Below are 12,365 nucleotides of genomic sequence, written 5' to 3' on the forward strand. Positions count from 1 at the left end.
CATGAAAATAGGCTTTATCGGACTCGGCAACATGGGCGCGCCGATGGCGCTGAACCTGCTGAAGGCGGGCCACGCGCTCACCGTGTTCGATCTCAGCGCACAGGCCGTGCGCACGCTCGTCGATGCGGGCGCGCAAGCGGCCGGCTCGCCGAAGGCCGCCGCCAGCGACGTCGAATGCGTGATCACGATGCTGCCCGCCGCGGCGCACGTACGCAGCGTGCTCGTCGCGGACGACGGCATCCTCGCCGGCATCGCGCCGGGCGTGCCGCTCATCGATTCGAGCACGATCGATCCCGCCAGCGTGAAGGCGTTTGCCGAACTCGCCGCGGCGCATGGCAACAGCTTCGTCGATGCGCCGGTGTCGGGCGGCACGGGCGGCGCGGCGGCGGGCACGCTGACCTTCATGGTCGGCGGCAGCGCGAGCGCGTACGAGCAGGTCAAGCCCGTTCTGCTGGCGATGGGAAAAAACATCGTCCATTGCGGCGATACCGGCACCGGCCAGGTCGCGAAGATCTGCAACAACCTCGTGCTCGGCATCTCGATGGCGGGCGTCGCGGAGGCGATGTCGCTCGGCGAGGCGCTCGGCATCGACACGAAGGTGCTCGGCAGCATCATCAATACGTCGACCGGGCGTTGCTGGAGTTCGGACACGTATAACCCGATGCCGGGCGTGATCGAGACCGCGCCTTCGTCGCGCGGCTATACCGGCGGCTTCGGCACCGACCTGATGCTGAAGGACCTCGGCCTCGCCACCGATGCCGCGCGCGGCGCGCGTCAGCCGGTCTATCTCGGCGCGCTCGCGCAGCAGCTTTATCAAACGATGAGCACGAACGGCGCGGGACGTCTGGACTTTTCGGCGGTGATCAAGCTGTATCGCTCGCGGGAGCGCGGCGGTGACGGCCAGGGAGGCACGCAATGATCGAGCTCGGTTACGCGCACGGCGGCGCCGTTGCGTTGATCACGTTGAAACGGCCGCCCGCGAACGCTTTCACGCCCGACGGTCTGCTGCAATTGCAGCGCACCGTCGAGCAGTTGAACGCCGATGCGCGCGTGCGCGCGCTGGTGATAACCGGCGACGGCCCGAAGTTCTTCAGCGCGGGCGCCGATCTGAACACCTTCGCCGACGGCGATCGCGAAGTGGCGCGCGCCGCGGCGGCGCGTTTCGGCGCGGCGTTCGAAACGCTGCAAAACGCGCGGCCGGTCGTGATCGCGGCGCTCAACGGCTATGCGATGGGCGGCGGTCTCGAATGCGCGCTCGCATGCGATATCCGCATCGCCGAGCAGCATGCGGTGCTGGCGCTGCCTGAGACCGCGGTCGGGCTGCTGCCGTGCGGCTGCGGCACGCAGACGCTGCCGTGGCTGGTCGGCGAAGGCTGGGCCAAGCGGATGATCCTGACCGGCGAGCGCGTCGATGCGGCGAGCGCGCTGCGCATCGGCCTCGTCGAAGAAGTGGTGGAGCGCGGCGCCGCGCGTGAAGCCGCGTTGAAGATGGCGCAGCGGGTCACCGGTTTGAGCCCGCAGGCGGTCAGCTTCAGCAAGGAGCTGATCCATCAGGCGCGGCATGGCGTGCCGCGCGCCGCCGCGCTCGCGCTCGAACGCGAGCGTTTCGTCGATCTGTTCGATGGCGCCGATCAGCGCGAGGGCGTCAACGCATTCCTCGAAAAACGTGCGCCGCGCTGGCATACGAGCCATGCACCAAGGGAGACGCAGCGATGAGCACTTTGCAAAGCGTTGCGGTCGAAGCGCGCAATGCGCCGAATACGCAAGCCGAAGCGGACGTGCTGTTTCGCGTCGTCAACCGTGTGGCGATCATCACGCTGAACCGCCCTGCTGCGCTCAACGCGCTGTCGCACGCAATGGTGCGCGAGCTCGCCGTGCTGGTCGAGCAATGCCGCACCGATCCCGGAATCGTCGCGCTGGTGCTGAAAGGCGCCGGCGACAAGGGCTTTTGCGCGGGCGGCGACGTGCGCGAGGTGCATCGGCTCGCAACGCAGGGCGACCCGCGCTGGCTCGCGTTCTTCGTCGACGAATACCGGCTCGACTACGCGTTGCACACGTTTCCGAAGCCGGTGGTCGCGCTGCTCGACGGTATCGCGATGGGCGGCGGCATGGGCCTCGGCCAGGCGGCGCGGCTGCGCATCGTGACCGAGCGCAGCCGCATCGCGATGCCGGAGACGCGCATCGGCTTCGTGCCCGATGTCGGCGCGAACCGCTTTCTGAACGTGATGCCGGCCGAGCTTGCGCTGTATGTCGGTCTGACCGGCGCGACGCTGGCGGGCGCCGATGCGATGCGCCTGCAACTGGCCGACCTGTGCGTGCCGGCCGACTGGCTCGCGAGCTTCGAGGAACGTTTGCAGCGCATGCCGCACGACACGTCGGACACCGGGCGCATCGACGCGCTGCGCGCCGTGTTCGAGCCGCCGTGCAACATCGTGCCGCACGCGCCGCTCGGCGCGCTGACGCAACTGATACTGCGCCACTTCGACCGGCGCTCGGGCGTCGAGCGCATCGTCGCGACGCTGCGTCAGGATCTCGAACGCGAACCGCCGCGCGAGGTGCGGCAATGGCTGCAAGCGACCTACGACGCACTGAGCGCCCATTCGCCGACGATGCTGCACGTGACGCGCGAAGCGCTGCTGCGCGGCCGGCAGATGACGCTCGCCGACTGCTTCCGGATGGAACTCGGCATCGTGAAGCGCTCGATCGACGAAGGCGATTTCCGCGAGGGTGTGCGTGCGCAATTGATCGACAAGGACCGCCGGCCGCGCTGGTCGCCGGCGACGCTCGCCGATGTGCAACCCGAGCGCGTGCGGCATTTCCTGAGCTCGCCGTGGCAAGGCGGCGCGCATCCGCTGGCGGCGCTGGGCGCGGGGCATGGCGACTGACTTGTGCGGCATCGCGCATGCCGCAAGGTGTGCGCGGTGAGCGGGGCCCGGCGTCGGCGCGCGAGGCTGGAGCGCGAGCGCCATTGGCTCTGCCTGGCATCACGAGTCCCAACGTCCCACCCAGCAGCCGCCCGATACTGATTGTGGTGTGGCGTACACAGACCACGCGCGCCAATTGACATCCACCAGGGCGCAATCGTAGATAGAGAGTTCATCCCCGTCCCGACTGGCACATCCTGCTCACAGCCCTCATCACGGGCACTCTTCCGACCTACGGTGCGTTCACACGGCACCGTTGCCGATTTTCTCGATCTATCGTTTCTTCGATATCGACAAGCAATGGTGGACCCGAGAGACGTGGGACGAGTATCGCAACAGCTCCGCGGGCGACGAAGTCGGATGAAAGGTCTTTGCTCGTACTGTCGATCCATGCGTTGGGGCGCTGTTACGAAGTGTTGCAACTACAACTTTACCTGAGGGCCGGTTATCCGATTTACTATGCCGTGCCAGAGGACATTCAGAAGGCCGAAATCTTGCGGTCTTGCGCGAAGGGAAAATCCGCCGAGCATCTATGTGATCGACCGGACCAAGCTTCCCGCATGCTTCATCAATCACGATGCGGGGCTGCTGAGGTTCGAGGGCATCGATCTCGACGGGGGCAGCCGGGAACCGCCGCTGCCGGCGAGCTGCATGCTCGACGAACGCAGGGAGCGCTACCGTAAGCGAGTGCTTTCGTTCAAGCCCGCGGATGACGATGCCGCGCTGCGGAACCTTTTGAATGGCGCAAAGAACAAGGCACTTTTCCAGCATATCTTTCACGGCTCGAAAGGTGATCATCCTGAACCGGCTCACGGCAAGGATGACGCCAGCGACGCCGCGAAGGGCGCCGTCACGGTCAAGTGACGAAGCGTGGCGCAGTAGTATCGGGAACGCGGCATGCTAGCAATTTTCAGGTTGCTCCGACGCGGATCGTTTCGTCAGAAGCGATCCGCGCCATCACGAGGCGCGTCGCGCCGTACGTTGGCTGTTTCGTTGCAACGCCAGCAGGCAACTCCACAGTCAAACCTAGCAGGAAGGCACCATGGACAGGAATCGTGTAGAAGGCACAGCGAAGGAGCTCAAGGGCTCGGTCAAGGAAGCGATTGGCAAGGTCACCGGCAATCGCGCGAAGCAGGCCGAAGGAGCGGCCGAGAAAATCGCCGGCAGGATCCAGGCGAGAATCGCCGAAGAAGCCGAAGAGGAACGTGAGCGCGTGAAGAGCTAGCGCGCCACGGTTTCGTCGCGGTTTCGTGCATCCCAGCGGTATCTATCCGGACAGCCCGGTTTCGGGCGCAGCAAAGTCAGGCACGCGAGCCGTGCACTGACGCACCACGTGCGTAGCGCCTCGCACGCCGGCGGTGCTCGTCGCGTCGCGCCCTCGCGGCGCGGTGTTCGACACACGTATCGTGTAAATTTCTGTTACGGTCCAGAGTCAGCCGGCGCACACTTTGCGTCGGTACCGCATCGCCCATTCGAGGACGCGTCATGCTGGGATTCGACGTCGGCGCGGCCAGGAAAATCTGGACCGCGTCTCTGCTCGCGCTGCTGTTTTTCGTCATCTATGTCGCGTCGACGACGGTGCTCGTCATCGTGTTCGCGGTGTTCTTCAGCTATCTGATCTACCCGATGGTCGCGCTGGTCGAACGCGTGAGGCCGCGCCGCGTGCCGCGCGTCATGTCGATCGCGGTCGTGTTCGTCGTCGTCGTTGCGCTGCTCGCGGTGGTCGGCTCGGTGTTCGGAGTGGAATTGCAGGATCAGGCGACGCGCCTCTTTTCGCAATTGCCCGGGCTGCTACGCACCGACGTGCCGAACCGTTTGCCGTTGCCGCATTTTCTCGAACCGCTGCGCGAGCGGATCGTCGATTTCCTGCGCAGCCAGATCGAGACCGGCTCCGACAAGGCCGTGCCGTTGGCGCGCAGCCTCGGGCTCGGCGTCGTGCATGCGGCGAGCAACCTGATCTATCTGGTGCTGATACCGATCCTGAGCTTCCTGCTGATCAAGGACGGCGAACGGATGCGCGACGCGTTTCTCGCGTTGCTGAACCGGCGGCATCGCGTGCTGTGGAACGAGATCGTCGACGATGTGAACGTGCTGCTGTCGAAGTACGTGCGCGCGCTGCTGTTCCTGTCGCTCGCCACGCTGTTTTGCTACGGCGTCGCGTTCTCGCTGCTTGGCGTGCCGTACGCATTTCTGCTCGCGGTCAGCGCGGGGCTGCTCGAATTCGTGCCGTTCGCGGGGCCGCTGGCCGCAGTCGCGATCACGCTGGTGGTCGCGGTGTTCAGCGGCTATCCGCACCTGTTGTGGCTGGTGATTTTCATCGGCCTGTACCGGCTGTTTCAGGACTACGTGCTCAATCCGTATCTGATGAGCGAAGGCGTCGAGGTCAGTCCGTTTCTGGTGATCGTCGGACTGCTCGCGGGCGACCAGCTCGGCGGCGTCGCCGGGATCTTTCTCGCGGTGCCCGTGATCGCGACGCTAAAAATCGTGATTGGCCGGGCGCGGGTGTTTTACGCGGCGTCGCACGAACAGGGCGAAGCCGCGCGGCGCGCGCTGACCGGCAGCACCGACGACGAGGCGTAGCGCGCGACCTTGCATCGTTATCCTTCTCCGGCGATGTGGGCTTCGATGCCAGCAGTGCGAGGCATCGTCGCGCCAGCGTCGCTGGCCGGCGCCGCTTCGCGCGGCGCAGCCTTCACCCGCGAGACCCACAGCACCGCCGCGCACGCGACCGCCACCGCGGTCCAGCCGACGGTTCCATACCCGGCGATGCGGCCATCGGCCGACGTGCTCAGCATCAGCCCGCCGAGCCACGCGCCGGTGCCCGTGCCGAGCGCCTGCAGCGCGCTGTTCGCGCTTAGGAACGCACCGCGCCGGCTGGGCTCGGGGACCGTGGTCAGCAGCGCCTGCATCGGCACCATGCGGCCGTTCATCAAGACGAGGAAGCACGGGAAGAACAGCACGAGCGCGTAGAACGGCAGGTCCGGCAGATGCGTGACGAACAGCACCGGCACGAACGACAGCAGCGCCGCGCAGCGGAACACGCGCTGCGAGCCGAAGCGGTCGGCGAGCCTGCCGACGAGGCGCGACGTGAAGAAGGTCGCCGCACCGCCGCCCATATACAGCCACGACAGCTGACGCGGCGCGACGCCGTGATTGGCGACCAGCATCGGCGAGATGAACGGAATCACCAGCATGTGCGCGATCATCATCACGAACGTCAGCGCGAACGCATTCAGATGCCGCGGGTTGCTCAGCAGTCTCCACAGCTCGGGCAGCACTTCCGCGAGCGGCGGCTGCCTGCGGCTCAGATGCGCGGCCAGCGACGGCACCTGTCGCGAGGCCGCGAACCACACCAGCAGCGACAACGCGACCAGCAGGAAGAACGGCGCCGCCCAGCCGAACTGCGCGCCGAGCATCACGCCGGCCGGCACGCCGGCGATCGCCGCGAGCGAGAACGCGGTCATGATGGTGCCGGTCGCGGCGCCGCGCCGTTGCAGCGGGATCACGTCGCCGACGATCGCCATGATCACGGAGCCGAGCACGCCGCCCGAGATGCCGGCGAATGCGCGCGCGGCGAGCAGCAGCGCGAAGCTCGACGCGAGCGCGCATGCAAGGTTCGACAGCACGAACAGCGCGTAGATGGCGAGCAGCAGACGGCGCCGATCGAAGCGGTCAATATAGGTCGCCGCGAACAGGCCCGACAGCCCCGAGCACCACGAATACGCGGACACCGCGGTCGCGAACGCGGCCGGCGCGATCTGGAACGCGCTCATGATCTGCGGGCCAAGCGGCATCATCACCATGAAGTCCATGATGATGGTGAACTGCGTGAGCGCGAGCACCCACAGCAGATGGCGTTCGTGCCGTGCAGTGATTGAGTACATCGGTTGATTTCCTTTTGTTGTTGTGCGAAGTGCGCCGCTGATGCCGCGCGCCACGCGAGCAGGAGCTCAGTCGTCGATCGTTTCGTGGACCGCGACGGCGCCCTGTTTCCAGTAGCTGGCCGCGCGAATCCGCGCTTTGTCGACGCCGCGCTCGCCGCACAGATGCTGGCGCACCGCGCGGATCGTCGCCGCCTCGCCGGCGGCCCACACGTAGCCTTCGCCGTTCTCCGGAAGCCAGGTGTCGCGCACCGCGTGCAACAGCGCTTCGCCGCGCGCGCCAGTCTGCGTGTCGGCTTCGCTGCGATAGCACCAGACGAGGTGCAGCTCGGCCTGCGTCGTGAACTCGATGCGCGCCGACGGATCGGCGACCTCGATTACCGCGGCGACGCGCGTGCCCGCCGGCAACTCTTCGAGACGTCGTGCGATCGCGGGCAGCGCGGTGTCGTCGCCAATCAGCAGATGCCAGTCGAAGCCGGTCGGAATCACCATTGAGCCGCGCGGGCCGCCGACGCCCAGATACTGGCCAACCTGCGCCTGCGCGGCCCATGTCGCCGCGGGCCCCGCGTCGTGCATCGCGAACTCGATGTCGAGCTCGCGGGCGTCGCGATCGAAACGGCGTGGCGTGAAATCGCGCGCAGTCGGCCGCTTGCCTCCGGGGAACACCGGGCCGTCGGGGCCGGCTTGCGGCAGCGTCGGTTTGTCGGCGCCCGGTTCGGGGAAGAACACCTTGATGTGGTCGTCGAACGACGCTGACACGAAGTCGTGCAGATCGTCGCCGGTGAAGGTCACGCGAATCAGGTGGGGTGTCAGCGCGCGCACCTGCTTGACCTGCAGCAGACGAAACTTCAGCGGATGCCGCACGCGATGCACGGCGAGGTCAGGGCGAGTGAGTTGTTCTTGCATGAGGGGGTGCTCCTGTTCGGTTTGGGAGGACGCGCGGGTTGTCTCGTGGACGAGTGCGCGTTGTCAGACGGTCGGCTCGCTGTCGTTGCCGGTCTTAGCTTTGTCGCCGTTGCTGCCGCCTTCGATTTCGTTGGCCGCGCGCATCAGGATCGCGGCGATGCGGCGCTGCTCGTCGGCCGGCGCGTTGTCGCGGCGCAGCAGCGCGTTCTTCAGCGTGCGGCGCGCTTCGTTCAGCTCCGGCACGCAGCCGCCTTCGCTGACGTCGGCCGGCTCTTCGCCGGCCAACGCGCGGCGCACCGAATCCATCTTGCGGGCGATATGCGAGAGCCGCGCGAACATCAGCTCGACGCGCTCGCGGTTCGCGGCCAGATATTCGCGGCCCGCATCCGCCAGTTCATAGCGCTTGCGGTTGCCTTCGAACTGCACGGTGACGTAGCCGAGCTCTTCGAGATAGGTCAGTGCCGGGTAGACCATGCCGGGGCTCGGGCTATAGAAACCGTTCGAGCGCGTCTCGAGCGCCTTGATCAATTCGTAGCCGTGACTCGGCTGCGTGTCGATCAGCGAAAGCAGCAGCAGTTGCAGATCGTCGGAGCTGAATTTGCGGCCACGCGGGAAGCCATCGCCGTCGCCGCCGAAACCACCATATCCGCCCATGCCGCCGGGGCCGCCATGACCGCCGAAGCGCGAGCCACGGCCGCCGAAGCGCTGCGCGTGATGACGGCCGAAGCCGTAAAGCAAAACGTGGAACAGAAAGCGGTGACGAGGGTCGGGCGAAGTGGCGGTGTCAGCCGCGTCGCGGCCTGCTGAGCCGCCCGCATGCAGCGACGGATGGCCGAAGCCCGCGTGACAACGGTTCTGCGCGCCGCGCGGGCCGGAAAAATGATGAGGATGACGCATCTGGGAATCTCCCATGAATGTCGTAAGATGCATCGTAAGATATATATCTTAAGATAGTCTGTCAAACTATTTTTTATCCGTGCGCTCACAGAACGCGCTCGGCCGGACCGAGTAGTGCGAGAGCAGGCCTGCGCAACCGGTAACCATCGGAATTGCGCGATAGGTGACAAGACTTTGCGTCTGGCGTAAGGTCATTCAGCGACCAGCGCACCTTGAAGGACTGGGGCGCGCGTCATTTGGCGATGACACAGACGAATATGTGATGGAGCCTCTGTGAGCGCGACCTGGACTGATATTCCGTACGACGCCTGGCGCGGCACATGCACCGCGTTGCACCTCTACACGCAAATCGCCGGCAAGTACAAGCTCGCCCGAACTCCATGGCTGAACCATTCGTGGCACGCTACGTTGTACGTTAGCGCGCGTGGCCTGACGACGTCGCTTATCCCCGATGCGAGCGGCGTGGAGATCGAGTTCGACTTTCTCGAGCATCGCGTGGTCGGCAGCGCTGCGGATGGACGCAAAGCGCACTTCGCGCTCGGACCGATGTCGGTTGCACAATTCCACGCCAACTTTTTGGATCTGGTTGCGCAACTCGGTGGCAAACCCGTGTTTCACGGCCGACCCAACGAGATCCCGAACGCCGTGCCGTTCCAGGACGACCATGCAGCGCGCCCCTACGACGCGGATGCCGTGACCCGTTTCTTTCAAGCGCTCGTCACGGTCTGCTGTGTGCTGGAGCGGTTTCGTACCGGCTATATCGGCAAGGTTAGCCCGGTGCATCTTTTCTGGGGTAGCTTCGATCTCGCCGTGACGCGTTTTTCTGGACGCCGCGCACCTCTCCACCCCGGCGGCGTTCCGGCGCTACCCGATGAAGTGACGCGCGAAGCCTACAGCCACGAAGTATCGTCGGCCGGATTCTGGCCGGGGGGACCGGCGACACCTTTCCCGGCGTTTTACTCTTACGCTTACCCGTCGCCTGACGGCTTTGCCAAGGCAACACCCCTGCCGGCCGGCGCCTATTTCGACGACAAGCTCGGCGAATTCATCCTTCCGTACGAAACCGTCCGCACGTCGAACGACCCCGAGCGAGCGCTGCTGGCTTTTCTCGAGAGCACCTATCAAGCCGCCGCGGATCTCGGCGGCTGGGACCGGGCGGCGCTCGAATGTCGTGGAGGTGAGCCGCTCAGGCCGCGACCGGTGGATCACCATTGAGCGAACCCATCTCACCAGATCTGCGAGACCCTTTGCTCTTTGCGAATCCTTTGGTAGGATCTCGCCCCTACGTAGGGGAGTCGCCAAGCTGGCCTAAGGCACCGGATTTTGATTCCGGCATTCGAAGGTTCGAATCCTTCTTCCCCTGCCATCACTCTCCCTCGAGCCCTGGATCTATCCAGGCGTCAGTCTTTCTAGCTGACATCGCGCACTTCGCTCTCTGAGCGACGACACCACCCTACATGCAATCGAGCCCTTCACACTCGATGCGTCCCATTTTCAGACATCCAAACGTCGATCCTCTGTGAGCGTCCGATTTTGCGACACTTCGCAGCTGCACATGACACCTCGCTTTTCCCGCGCCTCGGTGCGGCTCACTATTCCGGCTGTAGCACAATGCTCGGCCTCGCATTCGAAGGTCGCCGCCATGCCGGGCGACACAGGCACGCCACCTATCCCACTTTCCAGTGAAGGTCGGCCAACTTGTCCGTCGTTTCACCGCGGACGCTACGCGGCGCTGGTGCAGGATGGAATGTAGTCATCGGATGAAGGACCGGCGCAAACACGTCTCAGGTGTTGTGTCCGGCCTGGTTCCCTGATCTGGTGTTTCTGTATAGAAAAGCGACGCTCCGACGGTTGGCTTGATGACACGGAGTCACTAAACAAATGACATCCATGCTCTCGCGAAATCGCCGCGCCACACCGAGAATTCTTCCCATCACGGCATCCGCCGTCATCGAGGAGAAGAGCATGTTTGCAATTACCGGTGTGACAGGACAGGTGGGCGGCGCGGCGGCACGCGCGTTACTCGACGCGGGGCACGCGGTGCGTGCCGTGCTGCGCGACGAAAGCAAAGCGGCACCGTGGCGCGAGCGTGGCGCCGAAATCGCGATCGCGTCGTTCGACGACGCCGACGCGCTCACCGCCGCGTTTCGCGGCACGGCCGGCGTGTTCGTCATGATCGCGCCGAACTTCGCGCCGCTGCCCGGTTATCCGAACGCGCATGCGGCGGCCACGGTGCTGAAGGAGGCGCTGTCGAAGGCGCGGCCGGGGAGGGTGGCGGCGTTGTCGTCGGTGGGCGGGCAGCGCGAAACGGGGCTCGGCCTGATCACGCAGGTGCATATTCTCGAGCAGGCGCTCGCTGATCTGTCGATCCCAACCGCGATCCTGCGGCCGGCCTGGTTCATGGAGAACTCGCTGTGGGACATCGACCCGGCGCGCACATCCGGCGTGATGCCGAGCTTTCTGCAGCCACTCGAACGTGCGTTTCCAATGGTCGCGACCGCGGATATCGGCCACGTCGTTGCGCAGACGCTCACGCAGTCGTGGCAGGGGCGGCGCGTGATCGAGATCGAGGGGCCGCGGCGCTATACGCAGCGCGACATCGCCGAGATGCTCGGCGACCTGCTCGAACGCCCGGTCGAAGCGCGCACGGTGCCGCGCGAGCAGTGGCAAGCGCAGTTTCAGGCCCAAGGCACCGAGTGGCCCGCGCCGCGGATCGAGATGCTCGACGGCTTCAACTCGGGGTGGATCGGTTTCGAGGATGGCGTGAACGAGCGGGTGGTCGGGACGACCTCTTATCGGACGGTGCTGGAGCAGTTGGTGAGGCGGGAAGGATAAGCCGGGTCTCGTGCGGGGCCGCGCTCGAGGCTGCCGGACCGTATGAAGCCGCCCCGCAACCGGGCCCCGCGCGCGTGCTAATCTTGCTCCCTTCGCGGACGTCCCGCGTCAGAGCAGACACCATGACGGAAGCCTTCGATCCGGACGGCATCGAGCAAGCGGTCTTCGTGGTCGGCGAGCGCCATGCGACGCTGGACGAGCCGTGGCGCGCGTATCGGCGCGCGCATCTGATTCACGTCAGCGAAGGCGTGCTGACGGTGCGCACGAAGTCCGGCCGCTGGGTCGTGCCGCCCGCCCGCGCGCTGTGGATCGCCGCGAATACGTTGCACTGCCTGCACGCGAGGCGGCCCGTGCAGTTGTATTCGCTCTACGTCGCGACCGATTCCGCGATGGACGACCCCGCCGACCCTGCCGCCGACCCCGCGCCGCTACCCACGCAAACCGGCGCGCTCATCCCCGACACGCTGGTGCAGGCGCTGCTCGCCGCCGCGGCCGATCTGCCGCACGATCACTCTCCCGACGAACCCGCCCGCCGTCTGCTGCAGGTGCTGCTGGATCGCGTCGCCGGCTTGCCCGCCGCGCCGCTCGGCCTGAACTGGCCGGGCGATCCGCGCGCGCAGCGCATCGCCGAGGCGCTTAGCGCGAATCCCGCGCAATCGCTGGTGCTCGAGGAACTCGCCGCGGCTGCCGGCGTGACCGCGCGCACGGCCGCGCGTCTGTTCGCGAAGGAAACGGGGCAGACCTTCGGTCAATGGCGCCAGCAGTTGCGTCTGCTAGCCGCGCTCGAACATCTCGGCGCCGGTGAGAGCGTCACGCAGGTGGCGCTCGAAGTCGGCTATAACGACGTGTCGTCGTTTATCGCGGTGTTTCGCGATGCGTTCGGCGACACGCCGGCCCGCTATTTCCGCTGACGCAACCTCGC

General features: G+C 65.9%; 12 protein-coding genes and 1 tRNA gene. 10 read left to right on the forward strand and 3 right to left on the reverse strand.

Going from position 1 to position 12,365, the window contains the following annotated elements:
- Position 1: 1 nt before the first annotated feature.
- From mmsB to AB3X94_RS11290, 6 genes are all read left to right on the forward strand, one after another.
- Entirely contained in the window at positions 2–919 is a 918-nt protein-coding gene (gene mmsB, locus AB3X94_RS11265) for a 3-hydroxyisobutyrate dehydrogenase (RefSeq protein ID WP_368611547.1), read from the forward strand.
- Positions 916–1,716, forward strand: a complete 801-nt coding sequence (locus tag AB3X94_RS11270) for an enoyl-CoA hydratase (protein ID WP_368611548.1) — start codon at positions 916–918, stop codon at positions 1,714–1,716. Before mmsB ends, AB3X94_RS11270 begins: the two co-directional genes overlap by 4 nt.
- Positions 1,713–2,885: an enoyl-CoA hydratase/isomerase family protein gene (locus AB3X94_RS11275; RefSeq protein ID WP_368611549.1), complete on the forward strand. Its 1,173-nt coding sequence runs from the start codon at positions 1,713–1,715 to the stop codon at positions 2,883–2,885. The genes AB3X94_RS11270 and AB3X94_RS11275 overlap by 4 nt, the downstream gene beginning before the upstream one ends.
- 573 nt (positions 2,886–3,458) lie before the next feature.
- Complete coding sequence (locus AB3X94_RS11280) at positions 3,459–3,788, forward strand: hypothetical protein (RefSeq protein WP_368611550.1); 330 nt, start codon at positions 3,459–3,461, stop codon at positions 3,786–3,788.
- A 178-nt stretch (positions 3,789–3,966) separates the two neighbouring features.
- Positions 3,967–4,149 carry a CsbD family protein gene (locus AB3X94_RS11285; protein WP_176106191.1) on the forward strand — a complete coding sequence of 61 codons (183 nt, stop codon included), beginning with the start codon at positions 3,967–3,969 and terminating at the stop codon, positions 4,147–4,149.
- A gap of 260 nt (positions 4,150–4,409) precedes the next feature.
- Positions 4,410–5,504 carry an AI-2E family transporter gene (locus AB3X94_RS11290; RefSeq protein WP_368611551.1) on the forward strand — a complete coding sequence of 365 codons (1,095 nt, stop codon included), beginning with the start codon at positions 4,410–4,412 and terminating at the stop codon, positions 5,502–5,504.
- A gap of 17 nt (positions 5,505–5,521) precedes the next feature.
- Here the strand turns inward: AB3X94_RS11290 and AB3X94_RS11295 are convergent, their stop codons facing one another.
- From AB3X94_RS11295 to AB3X94_RS11305, 3 genes are all read right to left on the reverse strand, one after another.
- Entirely contained in the window at positions 5,522–6,808 is a 1,287-nt protein-coding gene (locus AB3X94_RS11295) for an MFS transporter (protein ID WP_368611552.1), read from the reverse strand.
- Positions 6,809–6,874: 66 nt separating this feature from the next.
- Positions 6,875–7,711, reverse strand: coding sequence for a siderophore-interacting protein (locus tag AB3X94_RS11300; RefSeq protein ID WP_368611553.1), 837 nt, complete (start codon positions 7,709–7,711; stop codon positions 6,875–6,877).
- A 63-nt stretch (positions 7,712–7,774) separates the two neighbouring features.
- A complete protein-coding gene (locus AB3X94_RS11305) occupies positions 7,775–8,608 on the reverse strand; it encodes a PadR family transcriptional regulator (RefSeq protein ID WP_368611554.1) in 834 nt (277 codons plus the stop codon).
- A gap of 273 nt (positions 8,609–8,881) precedes the next feature.
- On the opposite strand from AB3X94_RS11305, the gene AB3X94_RS11310 reads away from it, so the two are divergent.
- From AB3X94_RS11310 to AB3X94_RS11325, 4 genes are all read left to right on the forward strand, one after another.
- A complete protein-coding gene (locus AB3X94_RS11310; protein WP_368611555.1) occupies positions 8,882–9,823 on the forward strand; it encodes a DUF5996 family protein in 942 nt (313 codons plus the stop codon).
- 73 nt (positions 9,824–9,896) lie between these two features.
- Positions 9,897–9,974, forward strand: a tRNA-Gln gene (locus AB3X94_RS11315).
- A gap of 599 nt (positions 9,975–10,573) precedes the next feature.
- Positions 10,574–11,443 carry an NmrA family NAD(P)-binding protein gene (locus AB3X94_RS11320; protein ID WP_176106185.1) on the forward strand — a complete coding sequence of 290 codons (870 nt, stop codon included), beginning with the start codon at positions 10,574–10,576 and terminating at the stop codon, positions 11,441–11,443.
- 122 nt (positions 11,444–11,565) lie between these two features.
- Positions 11,566–12,354, forward strand: coding sequence for an AraC family transcriptional regulator (locus AB3X94_RS11325; RefSeq protein WP_184224948.1), 789 nt, complete (start codon positions 11,566–11,568; stop codon positions 12,352–12,354).
- The last annotated feature ends 11 nt before the right edge of the window (positions 12,355–12,365 follow it).

Origin of the sequence: Paraburkholderia sp. BR10923, assembly GCF_040948765.1 — a bacterium.
Classification (GTDB): Bacteria; Pseudomonadota; Gammaproteobacteria; order Burkholderiales; family Burkholderiaceae; genus Paraburkholderia; species Paraburkholderia youngii.

Bases quoted from the DNA above. Each gene is read 5' to 3' on its own strand.
- mmsB (WP_368611547.1), top strand. From the start codon at position 2: ATGAAAATAGGCTTTATCGGACTCGGCAACATGGGCGCGCCGATGGCG.
- AB3X94_RS11270 (WP_368611548.1), top strand. From the start codon at position 916: ATGATCGAGCTCGGTTACGCGCACGGCGGCGCCGTTGCGTTGATCACG.
- AB3X94_RS11275 (WP_368611549.1), top strand. From the start codon at position 1,713: ATGAGCACTTTGCAAAGCGTTGCGGTCGAAGCGCGCAATGCGCCGAAT.
- AB3X94_RS11285 (WP_176106191.1), top strand. From the start codon at position 3,967: ATGGACAGGAATCGTGTAGAAGGCACAGCGAAGGAGCTCAAGGGCTCG.
- AB3X94_RS11290 (WP_368611551.1), top strand. From the start codon at position 4,410: ATGCTGGGATTCGACGTCGGCGCGGCCAGGAAAATCTGGACCGCGTCT.
- AB3X94_RS11295 (WP_368611552.1), bottom strand. From the start codon at position 6,808: ATGTACTCAATCACTGCACGGCACGAACGCCATCTGCTGTGGGTGCTC.
- AB3X94_RS11300 (WP_368611553.1), bottom strand. From the start codon at position 7,711: ATGCAAGAACAACTCACTCGCCCTGACCTCGCCGTGCATCGCGTGCGG.
- AB3X94_RS11305 (WP_368611554.1), bottom strand. From the start codon at position 8,608: ATGCGTCATCCTCATCATTTTTCCGGCCCGCGCGGCGCGCAGAACCGT.
- AB3X94_RS11320 (WP_176106185.1), top strand. From the start codon at position 10,574: ATGTTTGCAATTACCGGTGTGACAGGACAGGTGGGCGGCGCGGCGGCA.
- AB3X94_RS11325 (WP_184224948.1), top strand. From the start codon at position 11,566: ATGACGGAAGCCTTCGATCCGGACGGCATCGAGCAAGCGGTCTTCGTG.